This is a genomic window from Paractinoplanes ferrugineus, assembly GCF_016862195.1.
Classification (GTDB): domain Bacteria; phylum Actinomycetota; class Actinomycetes; order Mycobacteriales; family Micromonosporaceae; genus Actinoplanes; species Actinoplanes ferrugineus.
Map to the genome: position 1 here is coordinate 19,117 of NZ_BOMM01000021.1, position 18,323 is coordinate 37,439.

At 72.2% G+C, this 18,323-nt stretch carries 16 protein-coding genes and 1 riboswitch; of the genes, 10 read left to right on the forward strand and 6 right to left on the reverse strand.

The window, feature by feature from the left end; translation table 11 throughout:
• Positions 1–21 precede the first annotated feature (21 nt).
• Positions 22–645, reverse strand: coding sequence for a CG0192-related protein (locus tag Afe05nite_RS13605; protein WP_203817431.1), 624 nt, complete (start codon positions 643–645; stop codon positions 22–24).
• A 181-nt stretch (positions 646–826) separates the two neighbouring features.
• On the opposite strand from Afe05nite_RS13605, the gene Afe05nite_RS13610 reads away from it, so the two are divergent.
• From Afe05nite_RS13610 to Afe05nite_RS13625, 4 genes are all read left to right on the forward strand, one after another.
• The gene (locus Afe05nite_RS13610) at positions 827–2,947 is read left to right on the forward strand and encodes a S9 family peptidase (protein WP_203817432.1); all 2,121 of its coding nucleotides are present in this window, start codon (positions 827–829) and stop codon (positions 2,945–2,947) included.
• Between the two features lie 68 nt (positions 2,948–3,015).
• Complete coding sequence (locus Afe05nite_RS13615) at positions 3,016–3,345, forward strand: hypothetical protein (protein ID WP_203817433.1); 330 nt, start codon at positions 3,016–3,018, stop codon at positions 3,343–3,345.
• The gene (locus Afe05nite_RS13620) at positions 3,318–3,470 is read left to right on the forward strand and encodes a hypothetical protein (RefSeq protein ID WP_203817434.1); all 153 of its coding nucleotides are present in this window, start codon (positions 3,318–3,320) and stop codon (positions 3,468–3,470) included. The genes Afe05nite_RS13615 and Afe05nite_RS13620 overlap by 28 nt, the downstream gene beginning before the upstream one ends.
• Positions 3,470–3,961, forward strand: a complete 492-nt coding sequence (locus tag Afe05nite_RS13625) for a hypothetical protein (RefSeq protein ID WP_203817435.1) — start codon at positions 3,470–3,472, stop codon at positions 3,959–3,961. Before Afe05nite_RS13620 ends, Afe05nite_RS13625 begins: the two co-directional genes overlap by 1 nt.
• Before the next feature lie 8 nt (positions 3,962–3,969).
• Here the strand turns inward: Afe05nite_RS13625 and cydC are convergent, their stop codons facing one another.
• From cydC to Afe05nite_RS13640, 3 genes are read right to left on the reverse strand one after another with little or no spacing between them, the layout of a single operon-like run.
• A complete protein-coding gene (gene cydC / locus Afe05nite_RS13630; RefSeq protein ID WP_203817436.1) occupies positions 3,970–7,449 on the reverse strand; it encodes a thiol reductant ABC exporter subunit CydC in 3,480 nt (1,159 codons plus the stop codon).
• Positions 7,446–8,426, reverse strand: a complete 981-nt coding sequence (gene cydB / locus Afe05nite_RS13635; protein WP_203817437.1) for a cytochrome d ubiquinol oxidase subunit II — start codon at positions 8,424–8,426, stop codon at positions 7,446–7,448. The genes cydC and cydB overlap by 4 nt, the downstream gene beginning before the upstream one ends.
• A 13-nt stretch (positions 8,427–8,439) precedes the next feature.
• Positions 8,440–9,804, reverse strand: a complete 1,365-nt coding sequence (locus Afe05nite_RS13640; RefSeq protein WP_203817438.1) for a cytochrome ubiquinol oxidase subunit I — start codon at positions 9,802–9,804, stop codon at positions 8,440–8,442.
• A gap of 85 nt (positions 9,805–9,889) precedes the next feature.
• Here Afe05nite_RS13640 and Afe05nite_RS13645 point away from each other — a divergent pair, with 85 nt between their 5' ends.
• The 6 genes from Afe05nite_RS13645 to Afe05nite_RS13670 all read left to right on the forward strand — a co-directional run bounded on the left by Afe05nite_RS13645 (position 9,890) and on the right by Afe05nite_RS13670 (position 16,431).
• Entirely contained in the window at positions 9,890–10,237 is a 348-nt protein-coding gene (locus Afe05nite_RS13645) for a BlaI/MecI/CopY family transcriptional regulator (RefSeq protein WP_275407469.1), read from the forward strand.
• A complete protein-coding gene (locus Afe05nite_RS13650; protein WP_203817440.1) occupies positions 10,234–11,139 on the forward strand; it encodes a M56 family metallopeptidase in 906 nt (301 codons plus the stop codon). The genes Afe05nite_RS13645 and Afe05nite_RS13650 overlap by 4 nt, the downstream gene beginning before the upstream one ends.
• Positions 11,140–11,258: 119 nt before the next feature.
• Positions 11,259–11,390: riboswitch (cyclic di-AMP (ydaO/yuaA leader) on the forward strand.
• 13 nt (positions 11,391–11,403) lie between these two features.
• Positions 11,404–12,396: a C40 family peptidase gene (locus Afe05nite_RS13655; RefSeq protein ID WP_203817441.1), complete on the forward strand. Its 993-nt coding sequence runs from the start codon at positions 11,404–11,406 to the stop codon at positions 12,394–12,396.
• Between the two features lie 924 nt (positions 12,397–13,320).
• Positions 13,321–14,640, forward strand: a complete 1,320-nt coding sequence (locus Afe05nite_RS13660; protein WP_203817442.1) for an ATP-binding protein — start codon at positions 13,321–13,323, stop codon at positions 14,638–14,640.
• The gene (locus Afe05nite_RS13665) at positions 14,637–15,767 is read left to right on the forward strand and encodes a tetratricopeptide repeat protein (protein ID WP_203817443.1); all 1,131 of its coding nucleotides are present in this window, start codon (positions 14,637–14,639) and stop codon (positions 15,765–15,767) included. The genes Afe05nite_RS13660 and Afe05nite_RS13665 overlap by 4 nt, the downstream gene beginning before the upstream one ends.
• 34 nt (positions 15,768–15,801) lie before the next feature.
• Positions 15,802–16,431 carry a tyrosine-protein phosphatase gene (locus tag Afe05nite_RS13670; RefSeq protein ID WP_203817444.1) on the forward strand — a complete coding sequence of 210 codons (630 nt, stop codon included), beginning with the start codon at positions 15,802–15,804 and terminating at the stop codon, positions 16,429–16,431.
• Here Afe05nite_RS13670 and nicT read toward each other — a convergent pair.
• Together nicT and Afe05nite_RS13680 are read right to left on the reverse strand one after the other, a co-directional pair.
• Entirely contained in the window at positions 16,393–17,487 is a 1,095-nt protein-coding gene (gene nicT, locus Afe05nite_RS13675; protein ID WP_239117798.1) for a Nickel transporter NicT, read from the reverse strand. The genes Afe05nite_RS13670 and nicT overlap by 39 nt on opposite strands.
• 69 nt (positions 17,488–17,556) lie before the next feature.
• A partial coding sequence (locus Afe05nite_RS13680; RefSeq protein ID WP_438868098.1) for a GntR family transcriptional regulator occupies positions 17,557–18,323 on the reverse strand: 767 nt, incomplete at its 5' end.

Here is an 18,323-nt window from a genome sequence, read left to right on the forward strand (position 1 = left end):
GGCCCGCGCACTCCGCAACTCTCAGTAGAGCTCGGTCAGAACTGTCGCCGGAACGTTCTCGTCCCAGGCGCCGGTGAGATACAACGGGCTCTCGGCGGGCTCGTCGGTCAGCACCCGCCGGACCTCCAGGCGTACGCCCTCGGCCACCGTGACCGCCGGGTCGCCCTCCTCGAGCCGGACGAGACGCCCGGCCGGCTGGGATTTCATCCCCCAGCCGTTGCCCCGCAACCGCATCATCGGGTCGCGGCGCTCCGGGCCGTCGGCCGTCTCGACGAACTCCTCCGCCTGCTGCCCGCCGGTGCGGATCACGGCCGTCACCGCTTCGACGAACACCGGATCGATCACCGCGTCGTAGACGTAGCGGGTGCCGAGGACGGAGTGCTCGGTCGTGCCGACCAGGTGCAGGTCGGCGCCCTCGAGCTCGGCGGCGCGATAGGTGAGCGGCACGTGGACCAGCGGGCCGTGCTCGGCACGCACCACCAGAAGCTCGATGCCGACCTCGCCCGCCGGGTCGTCCAGGCGGCACGCGCCGATCCGTTGAAGATCCTTCACATCGTCCGCGGGGTACCAGTGACGGGCGGGAAGCCAGGCCGTGAGCAACTCGAGTTTTGTCGGATTGAGGGTGGCCCGGTGGATAGTCGCCATGGCGGGGACTCTAAGCGATCAGCGCGGTACGCGCTGATCCGACCCGGCGATGTTACCGCTCACATCTCCTGGTCTTGGCCCTGCGGCCACCCCCGGGCAATGATCAGTTTCGAGGCCGAGACAATGACGTTGCTCGATCGATGTGCGCCGGCGCCCGGAGTTCTGGGACAGACTGGCTGGCATGTCGTCGACGTACCCGGGTCTTCTGGCCCGCACCCAGCATTTCCGGCTCGGGCGGCCCCAGCGGGTCACCCTCACCCCGGACGGGCGGCGGGTGCTCTTCCTCCGGTCGCGCGGCGGCGAGGACCCGGTGCGGCGGCTCTGGCAGCTCGACCTCGAGACCGGGGTGGAACGCCTGCTCGCCGATCCCCGCGCACCGGAATCGGGGGCTGACGCGGCGGGCACGGACGCGGTGGCGGCGCAGGAGCGGACCCGGCGGGAGCGGACCCGTGACCGCGGCGCGGGCATCTCGGACTACTACTTCGACCAGCACGTCCGGGCCGTCGCCTACACGGTCTCGCAGGAGCTGTACGTGGTCGACCCGTGGACCGGGGACGGTGGACGGCTCCCCGCCCGTACCCCGCTGACCGACGCCGTGATCAGCCCGGACGGCACCGCGGTGGCCTATGTGCACGCGGGGGCGCTGCGGTTGATCGGCGCCGACGGCGACGGCGATCGCGAGCTCGCCGTGCCGGAGGGCCCGGACGTGACCTACGGACTGGCCGAGCACGTGGCCGCCGAGTCGATGAACCGGATGCGCGGCTACTGGTGGTCGCCCGGGTCCGAGCGGCTGGCGGTGTGCCGGGTCGACAACGGGCCGGTCGCCATCTGGTACCTGAGCGATCCCACCCAGCCCGACCAGCCACCGGCCGCGCACCGGTATCCCGCGGCCGGCACCGCGAACGCGGTCGTCAGCCTGCACGTCCTCGGCCGGGATGGCACTCGGGTCGACGTGGACTTCGGGTGGGACGACTACGAATATCTGGTCAAGGTCGAGTGGGATGTACATGGCTTGCTGGCGGTGTTGCAGAACCGTCCGCAGACAGTTCTACGAACCGTGGCGGTCGACCCCGACACCGGCACGGTGCGGACCGTGGCCGAGAGCCGCGACGCGGCCTGGACCCAGATCGTCCCCGGCGTGCCGTGCCGCACCGCGTCCGGCGCGCTTGTCGGCACCGCCGACCTCGGCGAGACCCGCAGTCTGACCGTCGACGGCGAGCCGGTCACCCCGGCCGGGCTCGAAGTCGCCGAGGTGTACGGCTGCGACGGCGAGACGGTGCTGTTCGGGGCGTCCGAGGAACCCACCGAACGGCATGTGTGGACCTGGTCGCCCGAGGCCGGGATCGCCCGGGTGACAAGCACGCCCGGCCGGCATTCCGGGATCCGGACGGCCGGCACCACGGTGATCCGCAGCGCCACCCTCGACGGTCATGCGATCACCGTCTCCGCACGCCCGCGCATCGAGCCGCCGCCGGCCGCGGCCCGCCGGGGGGCGCGGGCGGTGGCGTTCGCCGAGCGTACGGTCAAGGATCTGGCGGTGGTGTCCCCGGCCGTACCCCAGGTGAAGCTGATGAGGGCCGGCGAGCGTGAGCTTCGGACGGCCGTGTTGTTCCCCGCCGGATGGCGGGGCGAGCGGCTTCCGGTGCTGATGGATCCCTACGGCGGGCCGGCCGCGCAGCTGGCGGTGGCCGACCGGGACGTCTACTACGAGTCGCAGTGGTTCGCCGACCAGGGATTCGCCGTGATCGTCGCCGACGGACGCGGGACACCCGGGCGCGGACCGCGCTGGGAGCGGACGATTCATGGGGACCGTTCCACCCTTCTGCTGGAAGACCAGGTGGAGGCGTTGCAGAAGGTTGCCGCCGAACATCCGGAACTCGACACCACAAGAGTGGGAATCCGGGGCTGGTCGGCCGGCGGTTATCTGGCCGCCCTCGCGATCCTCCGCCGGCCGGACGTCTTCCACGCCGGGGTCGCCGGGGCGCCCGTCACCGACCATCGGTTCTACGACACCCACTGGCAGGAGCGGTTCCTCGGTGACCCGAACCTCGACCCGGACGCCTACCGGCGGTCGTCGCTGATCGACGACGCCCCGTTGCTCGAACGGCCGCTCATGCTGATCCACGGGTTGCACGACGACAACGTCTATCCCGTGCACACCATGCGGCTGTCGGCGGCCCTGCTCGCCGCCGGCCGGCCGCACACCGTGCTGCCGCTGCCCGGCGCCAGCCACATGCCGCCCTTCGTCGACCTGCTCACGCCCCAGTTGCGCTTCCTCCGTGCGGCGCTGAACATCCACTGAACGGCGCCGCCAACCCGACTCCACAGTGGATTAACAGGTCCGGTGGTGAAGAGCTAGCGTCGGCCGGTATGAGCGGGGGGCTTCGGGTGGTGATCGTGTCCGGCAGTGGTGGGGTACTGCTGGACACGCTCGCCCTGCGCCCCTGGTGGCAGCACCAGGAAACATCGTGGGTCGCCGTGCGGGCGGCCGACACCGAGATCGCTCTGCACGGCCTCCCGGTGACGTGGCTGCCCGACCCACCCACCTGGCCGCACCTGGTGACCGCGACGTGGCGGGCGTTCCGGCTGCTCGGCCGCCGGCGACCGGACCTGATCGTCTCGGCCGGGCGGCGGCTCACCGTGCCGTTCTTCCTGGCCGCCCGCCTGCGCCGGTGTCGACGCTGTGGCTGGAAACCCTGACCCAGACCGGTACGCCGTGCGGAACCGCCCGGCTGAGCGCCCGGCTCGCCGACATGGTGCTGGTGCAGCGCCCCGAGCGGGTCGCCGCGCACCGCCACGCCGTCCTGGTGGGCGAGCTGTACTGATGGCCGCGATCCTGGTCACCGTCGGGATGGGCCCGTGGTCCTTCGACCGGCTGATCCGGGCGGTCGAACCACTGTGCGCCTACCACGATCTATTCGTGCAGACCGGTGCGTCGGCGGTGGTGCCGCCGTGCCCGCACGCCCGCTGGATCCCGCTCGACGAGATGCAGTGCCGGCTGTCCGACGCCGCCATCGTCATCACCCACGCCGGCAGCACGGTGCGCCTGGTGCAGCGCCTCGGCCGGGTGCCGATCGTGGTGGCCCGGCGGCGCGCGCTCGCGGAGACCGGCTCGGACCGGCAGGAGTCGTTCCTGCGCGTCGAGGAGCGGGCCGGCCGCGTGCGCGCGGTGTGGGCGGTCGAGACGCTGCCGGCGGCGGTGGCCTCGCACCTGACTCCGGCGGCCCGGAAGCTCGAGCCCGCACTGCCGCCCGCCGTCTCCGACGAGGAACTGACGTCGATCCTCGAGCGCGTCAGCCGCCGCCTGCTCGGCTGACCCCCGGTTCAGCCGACCCCCGAGGGGGTCAGGCGGCCGTTGAGGTCGACGATCTGATCGACCCGGTCCAGGCCTTCGCGGCGATGGGTCAGGAGCAGGATCGTACGGCCGGTGGCCGCGTCCAGCAGGTCGGCCATCAGGGCCTCGGCCAGGTCTTCGTCGAGGCCCTCGGTCGGCTCGTCGAGAATCAGGATCTCCGGGTCGGCCAGCAGCGCGCGGGCCGTGACCAGGCGGCGGGCCTGACCGCCGGACATCGTGGTGCCGCCGGTGCCCAGCCAGGTGTCGAGTCCGTCCGGGAGGGTGGCCAGCCAATCGCCGAGGCGGACCCGGCCCAGCGCCGCGTGCAGGTCGGCGTCGGTGGCGGTGGGCCGGGCCAGCCGGAGGTTCGCCCGGACCGTCGACGCGAAGATGTGGCCCGTGTCGTCCCCGACCAGGACGACCCGGCCGCGAACCGCCGACTCGGGCAGGTCCCGCAGGTCTCGCCCGTCTCCGCCGAGGACGGTGCCGGCCGCGGGGTCGAGCAGGCGGGCCAGCACCGCACCGAGCGTCGACTTGCCCGACCCGGACCGACCGGTGACCGCGACCCGGGCCCCGGCCGGGAGGTCCAGGTCGAGGTCGCGCAGCACCGGCTCCCGCGCCGGGTCCCAGCCCGCGCTCAGCCCGCGCACGGTGAGGCCGCCGATCGCCCCGGCCGGCGCTGTTTCGCGCTCGGGTCGCGGTCCGGCCTCGGGTGCGCCCGAGGAGAAGCCGGCCGGGACCGGAGCGGCGGTCAGTTCGGCCAAGCGGGCGGTGGCGCCGGCGTCGCGGCGGCGGGCGATGGCGGTGTCGGGCAGGGACAGAACGGTCTCGCCGAGGGCGACCACCGCCAGGAGCAGGACGGCCGTCCACTCCGGGGTGAGGGCCGTGCCGGTCAGCGCCCAGGCGGTACCGGCCGCGGCGACGCCCCAGCCCAGGTGCGCTGTGGCGGTCGCCTGACCGGCGGTGCGGGCCGCCCGGAACTCGGCAGCGGCCAGGGCGCGGCTCCGGTGCGCCGGTACGTCGTTCGCGACCGGAAGGTCCTCCACGCCGTCGATCGTCTCCACCACGGCGTCGTTCAAACGGCCCCGGGCCGTCGCGGTGGCGTGGTCCTCGCGAGTGGTCTGCCGGGCGGCGACGGCCGGCGCGAGCACCGCCGCCACCACCAGACCGGCGGCGAGCGGGCCGGCCACCGCCGGGGCGACGGCGATCGCGGCGAGCGACACCACGGCCAGGGTCAGGACCGCGCTCGCCGCCGGAAGCCGGCCCCGGAGCAGGCCGTCGACGCGGGCGTCCACGTCGGCGGCGATCCGGTCCAGCAGCTCGCCGCGGCGGCGCAGGCGCGGTCCGGGAACTCGGGAGACCAGGTCGGCGTAGACGCGGGCCCGGCGAGCACCGAGGCGAGCGAACGCCGTGTCGTGCGCGACCAGACGTTCCAGATAGCGCAGCAGGGGCCGGGCCACCGCGCTGCCCCGCACCAGCACCACGGCCGCCGAGAGGGTCAGAACCGGCGGCAGGGAAGCCGCCCGGACCAGCAGCCACGCGGCCGCCCCGGTCAGCACCACCCCGGCCAGCGACGAACCACTGCCCAGAGCAACCGCCACCGACCGGCCCGACGCCCACCGCACTCGTCGCCGCACCGGCTCGGGGGTTGCCGCCGGCCCGTTCTCCTCGGCTTGGTCCCGCCCCGCCCCGGACCCCAGCCGATGATCTTGCGCGGGGTGCGCGGGGTGCGCGGGGTGCGCGGGGTGCGCGGGGTGCGCGGGCTGGGCGGCGGTGGTGGTCCGGGGCGGGGCGGTCAGCGGGACTGTCCGGTCGGCGGCGGCGAGCAGGGCCGGGCGGTGTGCGACCACCAGGATCGCGCAACCGGCGTCGGCGGCGGCCCGGAGCCGGGCTATCACCTGGCGTTCGGTGTCGGCGTCGAGGTGGGCTGTCGGTTCGTCGAGCAGCAGGGTGGTGGGGGCGGCCGAGGCGCGGTGCAGGAGAGCGGCCAGGGCCAGGCGGTGCCGCTGCCCCGCGGACACCCCGGTGCCGTGCTCACCGAGCGGGGTGTCGCCGCTCAGCTCGCCCGCCAGGCCGACCGTCGCCAGCGCCGCGTTGCGGGAGCCCGCTGACTTCACCACCCCGGCGTCCGGGGGGAAGAGGTCGGCCACCGTGCGGGCGTGCGGCAGGGTCGGGCGTTGGGGGAGGTAGAGGGTTTCCCCCGCGGTGACGGTGCCGGCGGTGGCCGGGTGCAGGCCGGCGAGCACGCGCAGGGCGGTGGTCTTGCCGGCGCCGGACGGGCCGCTGAGCGCGACGATCTCACCCGGGGCCACGGTCAGCTCGGGCAGGTCGAGGGCGTCACCGAGCGCCCCGGGATAGCCGGCGCGCAGCCCCGCCACGCCGACGCCGGGCCCGCCGACACCGGGCCCGCCGACACCGGGCCCGCCGACACCGGGCGCAGGCCCGCCGACCCGGACCGGCGCGCCCGCCCGGAGAGAGGTCGGGGCGCCCGCCTGGGGGGAGGTCGGGGCGGCGGGCTGGGGGGAGGTAGGGGTCAGGGCCTCGTCCAGGTCGGCGATCACCGCGGTGGCGGCGGTGGCGGCGTGGTAGCGGGCGGCCATCTCGCGCAGGGGGCGGTAGGCCTCGGGGGCCAGCAGGATCACCAGCAACGCCGGGGCCAGGGCGAGGTGGCCGGCGGCGACGCGGAGGCCGGCCTCCACCGCGATCAAGCCGACGGACAGGGTGCCGACCAGATCGAGGGCGGTCGAGGACAGGAACGCGACCTTGAGGACGCGCATGGTGGCGTGCCGGTGCCGATCGGTCAGGGTCGCGATCGCTTCGGTCTGGCGCTCGGCCCGGCCGTAGATCCGAAGGGTGGGCAGGCCGCGGACGATGTCCAGGAAGTGGCCGGCCAGCCGCGCGTCGGCCTGCCAGCGCTGTTTCGCGCGGGATTCCGTCGCCCAGCCGATCAGGGCGCCCAGCAGCGGGATCAGCGGCAGGGTGGCCAGCGCGATCAGGCCCGAGGCCGGGTCGACGAGCACCATCACGATGATCACCAGGGGCGGGAGGACCACGCCCAGGAGCACGGCGGGGAGATAGCCGGTGAACCACGGGCGCAGCGAGTCCAGACCCGACGTCAGCACCGCGGTCAGCCGGCCCGCACCGAAGGATGCCAGCCACGCGGGGCCACGTTCCGGCACCGTCCGGAGCAGGCGCCGGCGCAGCTCGTCGGTCACCGCGGCGGCGGTTCGGGCGGCCACCGCCTGCTCCGCCCAGGACAGGGCCGCGCGGAGGGCGTACGCGGCAAGTAACAGCGCTATCGCCCAGCGGCGCTGGGCCGCGATGATCAGGGTGAGGGACGCGGCGATCGCCACGGTCGTGGCGGCCTGGGTGGCGCCCAGCGCGGCCAGGGTGACGATGCCGCGGCGGCTGGTCCGGGCGTGGCGCAGCAGGCGCGGGTCGATCGGGCCGCGCCGGGTCGACCGGGTCATGACGGAACCCGTTCGCTGGCTACCCGGCGGCGGAAGACGAAGTACGAGTAGGACTGGTAGGCCAGCACGCCGGGCAGGATCACGACGCCGCACCAGGTGAGCAAAGTCAACGCCTGCGGGGTGGCGGCAGCCCCCGACCGGGTCAGCGACCAGGCCTCGTCGAGGGTGCTGTGCAGCACCACGCCGGGGTGGGCGGTCAGGACCGTCACCACGGTGCCGGCCACCGCCACCGCCGTGGTGGCGAAGGCAAGCGCCTCCCGGCCGCTGCGGGCCAGCATGCCGGCGGCCAGCGACAGCGCGGCCGCCACCAGGACCAGGCGGGACGACGTGGCGATGCCGGCGATCACCAGCGCGGCGGCGCCGGCCGCACCGAGCCATCGGGCCAGGCCGGCCGCCCGGCGGCGGACCGGGCCGCTGGTGCGCAGGCTCAGGAACGTGGCGCCCAGCAGCAGCGCGGCGAACAGCGCGGCGCCCGCGCCCAGCAACGCCGGCCAGGTCAGCAACGGCGACAGGCTGCGGGACAGCCCGGCGCCACGGACCGAGCCGTCGGGGCCCAGCGCCACGCCCCGGGCGAAGACCGTGAGCAGTGCGCCCCACAGCAACACGATCGCGGCCGAGCTGGTCGCCAGGAACAGGTCGCAACGGCGCCGCCACGACGACGTGTCGACCTTTCCACGGAACTCCAGGGCGACCCCGCGCACGGCCAGCAGCAGCAACAACGCGGCCATCGGGAGGTAGAGGGCGGAGAGCAGGGCGCTGTACCACGCCGGGAAGGCGGCGAACGTCACGCCGATCGCGGCGACCAGCCAGACCTCGTTGCCGTCCCAGAACGGTCCGATCGTGCGCACGATCGCTGTTCGCTCGTGTTCGGAACGGCCGAGCAGGGGATCCAGAACTCCGACGCCGAAGTCGAAGCCCTCCAGGACGAAGAAGAGCACCCAGGCGAGTACGACGATCCAGAACCAGAAGGTGATCACGGGACGGGTCCCCTCAGTAGACGGGCGCGGGTTCGGGGGTCTCGGCTGCCGTTTCCGGCGCGACCCGCAGGGGCCGGCGGGCGATGTGCCGGATCACCCGGAACCAGGCGACCGCCAGAATCCCGTAGATCGCGGCGAATCCGATAAGCGAGGCGAGGACCTCGGCGCTGGTCAATCCGGGGGAGATGCCGTCGGCGACGGTGGAGATGCCGAACGCGATCCACGGCTGGCGGGCGGTCTCGGTGAAGATCCAGCCGAACGTGTTCGCCGCCGCCAGGAGCAGCGGGATCAACGGCAACCAGCGGATCAGCCAGGTCGGGGCGGCGCGCTTGCTACGCGTACGCCACAGGTAGTAGGCGGCGATCGCGGCGGCCAGCATGCCGGCGCCGATCATGAGCCGGAACGTCCAGAAGGCGACCGGGATCATCGGTACGTAGTTTCCCGGCCCGTACTGGGCGGCGTACTGCGCCTGCAGGTCGTCGATGCCCTGCACGGTGGCCGTCGGCGAGCCCTTGGCCAGGATCGACAGCAGCCACGGGAGGTCGAGCGCGAAGGACGGCAGCGGGTGGCCGATGGTGAACAGCGAGAACGGCGCGCCCTTGGTGGTCTCGTAGAGCGCTTCGGCGGCGGCCATCTTCATCGGCTGGACCTGGGTGATGACCTTGCCGAGGTGGTCGCCGGTCAGGGCGGTGGCGGCGCCGCCGGCCGCCATCAGCCAGGCGCCCAGCCGGGCCAGGGTGCGGTGGGCGGGCTCGGCGGCGAGGCGCCGGACCGCGATCGCCAGCAGCAGCGCACCGCCGACCATCGCGGCGCCGGCCAGGGTGTGCGGGAATGCCGCCAGGTTGACCTTGTTGAGCAGCAGCTCACGGAACGACGTGAGGTGCGCCCGCCCGGTGACCGGGTCCAGCGCGTACGCGACCGGATTCTGCATGAAGCTGTTGGCGGCCAGGATGATGAAGGCGGACAGCACGGTGCCGAGCGAGACGATCACGATGGTCGCGGCATGCAGGGCGCGGGGCAGGCGGTCCCAGCCGAAATACCAGATCGCCAGGAACGTCGCCTCGAGGAAGAACGCGAGCATGCCCTCGATGGCGAGGGTCGGCCCGAAGACGTCGCCGTAGAACTTGGCGAACGCGCTCCACCCCATGCCGAACTGGAATTCCTGCACGAGCCCGGTGACGACACCGACGGCGAAGGTGACGATCAACAGCTTCCCGACGAACTTCGTCAGATCCAGAAAGGCCGGGCGGCGGGTACGGAGCCAGGCCAGCTCGAGCCCGGCGGCAACGGCGGCCAGCGAGATCGACAGCGGCACGAAGAAGTAGTGATAGATCGTCACGACCGCGAACTGCAGCCGGGTCAGGTCCAGCACGTCCATGAGAAAGCCTCCTCAGCGACGAGTACGACGCCGCGTAGTAGATACTACGCCGCGTAGTACGACGCCGTGCAGTAGAGTGGCTCACATGGCACTGGGAGATCTCGAGCGCGAGATCATGGCGCGGCTGTGGGCCGCCGCCGAGCCGCTGACGGTGCGGCAGGTCCACGAGGCGCTGAGCCGTGATCGCGACCTCGCCTACACGACCGTCATGACCGTGCTCGACCGGCTCGCCAAGAAAGGCGTGGTGGTGCAGCAGAAGGCCGACCGGGCCTACCGCTACGCGCCGGCCCAGACCCGCGAGGAGATGACCGCGTCGGTCATGCTCGACGCGCTCAGCGCCACCCCCGACCAGGACGCCGCCCTGGCCTACTTCGTCGGTCAGCTCCCGCCGGACGCCCTGGCCGCCGCCATCGAGGCCGCCCGGAAGAAGTGACCGCCTTCCTGCTCGGCGCGCTGGGGCTGCTGCTCTCGCTCGTCGTCCCGGGCATCCTGGCCCGGGCGCGCTGGCCCGACCGGGCGCCGGCCGCCGCCGTGCTGCTCTGGCAGGCGATCACCCTGACCGGCGTGCTCTGCGCGCTCGGGGTGGTGCTCTCCGCCCCCGAGGAGCTGACCCGCACGTCGGGCCGGCCGATCGCCACCGCCGCCCTGATCGGCGCCCTGCTGATCGCCGCCAGCATCGTGTTGCGCCTGCTCTGGTCGCTCTACGGCGTCTCCAAACGGTCCCGGGCCCGCCGCGAGAAGCACCGCACCCTGGTCGACCTGCTCGACCGGGCGGAGCAGCGGGAGGAACTCGGCGTCGAGAACCTGCGCGTGCTCCAGGGGGCGTTGCCGCTGGCCTACTGCGTGGCCGGGGGACAGGGGCGGGTCGTGCTCAGCGACGGGGTGCTGCGGATCCTCAGCCGGCCGGAGATCGACGCGGTGCTCGCGCACGAGCAGACCCACCTGCGGCACCACCACGAGCTGGTGATGGAGTCGTTCACCGCGTTCTACCGGGCGGTGCCCCGTCCGTTGCGCAGCCGGGCGCCGCTGGACGCCGTACACCTGCTGCTCGAGATGGTGGCCGACGATGCCGCGAGTCGCGTCGCCGGGCCCGCGCCGCTCAAGGCCGCGCTGGAGCGGCTGACCGACGCCGTCCCCCTGACGGAGGACGTCGCGCCCGATCCCAAGGGTGATGCACGCCGACGCAGGCTGACCCGGCTGGGGTCGTCGCACCACCGGTCCGTCGCCCTCGACACCGTCGCGGCGGCGGCCGCCCTGGGCCTGCTGGTGCTACCCACCGTGATACTCGTGGTGCCGTGGCTCCATGCGGCGCTGGATGAATGGCCGTTGAGATAACCCTCGGTAGCCGTGGTTGAGCATGCAGTTTCCTGGTCGTGGCCGCTTCAGTTACCGACTTGATCCGGAGTACGGTGGTCCCCGGTTCGGCAGCCCCCCATCGTCCATCCGGACGATCTGACGAACCACCGCCTAATCACCGACAGGTGAACCGGGGACCCGAGCAGTTGGGGTGAAGCCGCTTCGTGCGGCCGGGCGCGCTTCCCGCCCGAACCCGTCAGCTAACCCGGTCGGCGGCGAGGGAAGAAAGGACTACGCACCTACGTGAAACGGATTGGGGCGCGTCGCGCCGCAGTTCTGCGCGGCCTCGTCAGCGCTGCCGCCGCGATCGGGGTCGTTCTCGCCGGACCCTCCGTGGCGCACGCGGCACCTTCGCCGGCCAGTGTCGAGGCCCAGATCGACAAGCAGTGGAACGAGCTCGAGCCGGTCATCGAGCAGTACAACGACGTGCACGGCAAACTGCTCCAGAACCAGGCCCAGCAGAAGAGCCTCGCCAAACAGATCACGCCGCTCCAGGTGCAGGTGGACGTGGCGTTGGCCCAGGTGCGTGGTCTTGCGACGGACGCCTACATGCAGGGTTCGCCCAGCGCGCTGCACGCGATGCTGATCACGGGCTCGCCCACCGGGCTGACCGACAAGCTGACCTACCTCGATCAGCTTGCCCGGCACCAGCAGGAACAGATCGCCGGCGTCGCCAAGTTGCGCGACAAGTACACCGGCATCAAGTCCGATCTGGACCTGCTGACCACCTCGATCGCGGCGCGCGACGCCGACCTGGCCAAGAAGAAGACGGCGATCGAGAAGAAGATCAACGACCTGCAGAAGCTACGGATCCAGGCGTACGGTACGGCGGACGTGTCCGACGGCCCGTACAAGACCGGTCCGTGTCCCGTCACCTACACCAACGACAAGGGCGGCCGGGCGGCGCAGCGTGCGTGCGACCTCCTCGGCAAGCCCTACGTCTTCGGTTCCGAGGGCCCGAACAGCTACGACTGCTCGGGTCTGACGAAAGAGGCGTGGGCCAGCGTCGGCGTCAACCTCGACCACTACACGAAAGACCAGTGGAACGAGGGCAAGGCGGTGTCACGCGACGACCTTCAGCCGGGCGACCTGGTCTTCTACTACCCGGGCAGCCTCCACCACGTGGCCATCTACATCGGTGGCGGCATGGTGGTGCATGCTCCGCACACGGGCGACCATGTGCGGATGGCGACGATCGAACGGGGCCCGATCGCGGGTTACCGCCGACCGGGCTGAGCATTCGGTTACTCCTCGAGAAAGGCCGCCGGCTTTCCGGCGGCCTTTTTCCGTACGCCCCCGCCAGTCGGCCGGCGACGGGGGAGACCCGGGCCGTCGGTGTACAGCGAAGTCAGCACCCGGTAGTGATGGCCGCGCCCGAGGCCGCGAATGCCTCGCTGACCAGCCGACCGGCGCGCGCCGCCGTCGGCGTGAGGAGCTGGCTGGGCCGTCGTGCCATGCGCCATCCCCGTCGTCCACCTGCCGTCAGCGGGCCGGACGCTAGCTTCCGCCCTTGCCCCTGTCGACTGGCCCACCGCTGTGGTTCGTCCCGCCCCGTCGTCCCGCCCCGTGCCCCGGTGGTTTCGCCCCCGTCCCCCCGTCCCCTTCTTCCCGCGTCCCCCGTCAGTTCGCCCCGCCCTGCTCGCGGCGGTCCCCTTCAGTCGGTCGCTGAGCCGATTTATCAGTTCAAGTCGTAAATGTCACCACCCTGCTGAGCCGCCACCGCTCCTGGCTACCCGGTCGTGATCGCTCGCGTGGATGTATGAGGCACCGCGGGCTCAGGTTGAGGGCCGTCCGGGCGCCCGGTGAACCACAGCTTCCTTGAAACAGGGGCCTCCAGACGAATTGAGGGGGCCTTTCAAGGAAGTTGCTGCTTGTCGACGCCATCAGTGGGCTGAAAGCTGGGCAAATTACGCATTTGCCCTACTGGCTCTTGGCTGTCGGGCGCCGTTCATCGCTGCCTCCTGCGTGCCAGGTTGGATCGCGGCACCACCAATACGTCGATACTTCGCCACTGAGGACTGCTGGGCGCTGCTGGAGCGGCTCATGCCCTGCTCGCCGCCGACGCCGTCTCGTTCGGCGGGGCCGGTGACGGAGGTCGGTGACGGGGGCCGGTGACGGGGGCCGAGATCTTGTCGGCGGGGGCGGGCATAATTCGTTCTCATGAGCGACTCGCCCCTGATCGACAGTCTGGTTGCGGCCGTCGAGGCCCGGCCCGACGATCTGACGCTGCGCCTGCACCTGGCTGAGTTGCTTGTCGGGGCGGCTCGCGGCCAGGAGGCGATCGGGCATGCGGCTCAAGTGCTCGCCCGTGACCCGGGCAACGCGGCCGCGCAACGCCTGATGGCCGCCGCGCTGGCCCCCGTCCCCGAGCCGGGGAGGCAGGGCGCGCCCGGCGCCGCGCCGGGGAACCAGGGCGGGCCGGGGCAGCAGGGCGGGCCGGGACAGCAGGGCGCCGAGCTGGGTGAGTTCGGTCCCGAGCCGGCGAAGCGTGGCGATTCGGTCGACTGGGTGGCCATGGAGCAGGAGCTCGGGGACATCGTGCCGCCGCGGTTCGCCAAGACCACCGACGAGCCCGATCCGGTTCAGGGGCACGCCGACCGCGCGTTCGACGTCGAGCGGTCCACCATCACGCTCGCCGACGTCGGTGGCATGCAGGAGGTCAAGAAGCGTCTTGAGGTCTCCTTCCTGGGGCCGTTGAAAAACCCGAAACTGCGGAGTCTGTTCGGCAAGAGCCTGCGGGGCGGCCTTCTGTTGTACGGTCCGCCCGGTTGCGGCAAGACGTTCCTCGCGCGGGCCGTCGCGGGTGAGATGGGTGCCTCGTTCATCTCGCTGTCGATCACCGACGTGCTCAACATGTGGATCGGCAGCTCCGAGCGCAACCTGCACGACCTGTTCGAGTCGGCGCGCGGCCATGCGCCGTGCGTGCTGTTCCTCGACGAGATCGACGCGCTGGGCCACAAGCGCAGCCAGCTCAACTCGTCGTCGATGCGCACGGTGGTCAATCAGCTGCTCACCGAGCTCGACGGGGTGGACGGCAACAACGACGGGGTGTTCGTGCTCGCCGCCACCAACGCGCCGTGGGACATCGACTCGGCGCTGCGCCGGCCCGGCCGGCTCGACCGCACGCTGCTGGTGTTGCCGCCGGACAAGCCGGCCCGCGCCGCCATCCTGGAGTACCACCTGCGGGATCGTCCGGTCGCCGGGATCGATCTGGGCAAGGTCGCCGAGATCACCGAGCACTATTCGGGCGCCGACCTGGCCCACCTGTGTGAGACGGCGGCCGAGTTCGCGATGCGTGACTCGATCGCGACGGGGGAGATCCGCATGATCGGTCAGGCCGACATGGTGGCCGCCGTGCGCGAGGTGCGCCCGTCGACCGACGGGTGGTTCGCCACGGCCCGCAACGTGGCGATGTTCGCCAACGAGAGCGGTGAATACGACGATCTCGCGGCCTACCTGAAGAAGCGCAAGCGATCTTGACGGACTTCTACCGGGAGGCCCGGCATCTCGCCCAGGTCGGGCGATACGAGGAGGCGGAGCGGGCAGCGCGCCACGGCCTCGCCGACGCGCCGCGGGACGGTCGGCTGCTCACGCTGCTCGCCTCGGTGTTGCGGCTGCGCCGGGAATACGCTCCGGCGCTGGCGACCGCCACGGCGGCGGTCGAGGCCGCGCCGCATCTGGCCGACGCGCACGCCGAGCGGGCCGAGAGCCTGATCCTGCTGATCCGCTCGAAGGAGGCGGTGGTGGCGGCGGGGGAGGCGGTGCGGCTCGCCCCGCTGGATCCGTCGGCGCACCTGGTCCTGGCCCGCGCGCTGGCCTCGACGAACGCGCATGACCAGGCTCGCGCGGCGGCGGCGCGTGGCCTGTCGATGGCGCCGCGCTCGGTCGAGGCGCTGCTGACGGTCGCCGACGTGGAACGGGGCGCCGGCCACCGGGAGGCGGCCACGACGGCGGCGTACGGGGCGCTGGCGATCGACCCGGAGAACGCGTACGGGCGCTGGCTGATCGCCATGCTCGACGCCGAACGTCTGCAGGTGCGCAGCTCCATGCGGGGTCTGCGGGAGGTCGCCCGGGACAACCCGGCGCGCCCCGACCTGATCTCGATGACGTGGCCGATCCGGGGCGTGCTGAGCGGCCTGCGCCGGGGGCTGGCCGTCGGCGTGCTGCTGGTGTGCGCGTTCCTGGTCGTCGGGCACTGGTGGACGCACGCGCTGACGTTCGCCCGCATCCTCGCCGGGGTGCTCGCCGTTGTCCTTGCCGGGTTCGCGGTTCGGGTGCTGGTCCCGGCCGGCCGCTTGCCGTGGCGCTGCCTGCCGCTGCTGCCCCCGCTGATGCGCCGGGCCAACGTCGGTGGCTTGGCGGCGGTCGTGGTGGCGGTGGCTTTCCTGGCGTCGTACGCGATCTCCGGCCGTTGGATCCTGATTTTGCCGGCCCTGGTGATGGCGCCGCTGATGTGGGGGCTCAGCTGGCTGGAACTGCTGGCGGCGGGCCTCGACGATCCCGGTTACCGGCAGGCGTTCCGGGATCTCGGCGGGGAGTTCCGCGAATGGTGGCAGACCACCAAGAAGGACCTTCGAGCGGCTTGGTCGGACCCGCCGCCCAAGTAGGCTGGAGGGCAGTTGAGCCGGGAGGCGGACCCCCATGACCAACTTCCCAGCCGCAGTCGTTCTCGACTGGCCCGACTGCCGGAACGCCCGTGACCTCGGCGGTCTCCCCACCACTGACGGCGGCGTGACCCGGGAGGGTGTCCTCTACCGCGCCGACGGCCTTTTCCGGCTGACCCCGCCGGGGATCGCCGCGGTGCGGGCCGCCGGCATCACCCGCATCGTCGACCTGCGCTGGCCGTGGGAGTGCGAGCGGCACCCCAACCCGTTCGCCGGCGACCCGATCTACATGCATGTCCCCCTGCTGGAGGACGAGCTGTCCTACGATCCGCCGCACGACTCGTACGGTCCGATGCTCGACCACAACGGCGACCGCATCGCGCGGGCCTTCTGCGCGCTGGCCACCGCCCCGCCGGGGGGCACTCTGATCCACTGTCACGGCGGCCGCGACCGCACCGGCGGGCTGACCGCCCTGGCCCTGGCGGTGGCCGGGGTGACGCCGGCGGCGATCTGTGCCGACTACGACCGCAGCCCGGAGGCGGTGCCGGGGGCGATGGCCCGCACCCTCAACCACGTCGACGTCCTCTACGGCGGTCCGGTGCCCTACCTGCGGCAGATCGGGGTGCCGTCAAACGCGATCGAGGCGGTCCACCGGCGGTTGCGTTAGCTGGGCGTCCCACTTCTCCTCGATACGGCCGAACCGCCACACCAGCAGGGCCACCGCCCACGTCGCCACGAACAGGCCGACGATCACGAAGCCGACGTAGTTGAGGTCGAGCCGGCCGATCGCGGCCAGCGGGCCGGAGGTGATGCCGAGCTTCTCGGTGATCACCGAGTCGAGTTCGATGGTGCCGATGATCAGGGCCACCGCCACCGACAGGCCGGTGATGGTGAGGTTGTAGTAGACCTTGCGGACCGGTTTGGCGAACGCCCAGCCGTAGGCGTAGTTCATGAAGACGCCGTCGGCCGCGTCCAGCAGGCTCATCCCGGCCGCGAACAGCACCGGCAGTGTCAGCACGGCGTACCAGGGCAGCGCGAACGCCGCCGCACCGCCCGCCAGCACCAGCAGCGAGATCTCCGTCGCGGTGTCGAAGCCGAGGCCGAACAGCAGCCCGATCGGGTACATCTGCCAGGGCTTGGTCACCGCACCGCCGGCCTTCGCCAGGATGCGGTTGAGGAAACCGCGGTTGTTCAAATGGGCCTCGAGCTGGGCCTCGTCGAAGTCGCCCCGGCGCATCCGGCGGAACACCTTCCAGATGCCGACCAGCAGGATCAGGTTGATGACCCCGATGACGTAGAGGAAGACGCCCGAGACGCTCACCCCGATCACGCCGGTGACCTGCTGCAGCGTCGACGAGTCGCGCTCCACCTGACCGGCCAGCGAGCGCATGCCCAGGCCGAGCAGCAGGCACAGGGCGAACACCACGCTGGAGTGGCCGAGCGAGAACCAGAAACCGACGGACAGGGGGCGGCGTTCGCCGCCCATCAGCTTGCGCGTGGTGTTGTCGATGGCGGCGATGTGGTCGGCGTCGAACGCGTGGCGCATGCCCAGGGTGTACGCGGTGACACCGAGCCCGACGCCGTACACGCCGGCCGCCCCGACGTGGTAGTGCGCCGGCACGATCACCAGGAACAGCAGGCCGAAGCCGACCACGTGCAGGAACACGATGAACGCCGACATCCCGCCGATGCTCGCGAGCTCGTGTCGTCTCTTCGAAGCCACGTCTCGCATTCTTGTTGTTGCCAACCTCTGGCAACAACCCGAGTGGCGTGGTTCACGCCCGCACCGCTGTCACCGCGGATGGGTGCTCCACCGCATCGACAGTCCGGTGAGGGCCCGCTCGGTGCGGATCTCCATGGCGGTGCCGAGGATCGTCGCCCGGTCGAAGACCAGGGGAGTGTCGTCCAGGCCGTACGTGATCCGCTCGGAGATGAAGGCGGGCGTGCCGACCGGATGCTTCAGCAGGTCGCCGGCGTCCTCGTCGAGGACGCCGGGCCGGATCGTCTCGGCGGCGCGATGCACGACGACGCCGCGGTCGGCCAGCGCGGCATAGAGGGAGGTGCCGCTGAAGTCGGCGCCGAACAGCTCGGTGTCGCGGATCCACGACAGCTGGTGCACCGCCGGGCGCCCGGCGACCAGGCGCAACCGCTCCAGCCGCAGCGTCTGGGCCACGTCACCGAGCCGGTCCGCCACCGCCGCCGGCGGCTTGCGGATCTGCTGCCCGAGGATCTGGGTGCTCACGGTCTGGCCCTGCGCCCGCAGGTCCTCGGCGAAACCCCGGAGCGAATCCAGCCGGTACGCGGCCCGCGGTTCGGCGACGAACGTGCCCCGGCCGGGCTGCTGGGAGAGCAGACCGTCGTTCTCGAGTTGCCGCAGTGCCTGCCGCAGGGTCGCGAGCGTGACGCCGTACGACCCGCAAAGCTCCTTCTGCGGCGGCAGCGCCGACCCGGGTGGCAGCTCCCCGCCGCGGATCTTGGCGGCCAGGTCGGCGGCGATGGCCTGATATTTCGGCGTGCGCGGCGCGGTCAGCGGGTCCTCCTCGGCTCGCGGATCACCGG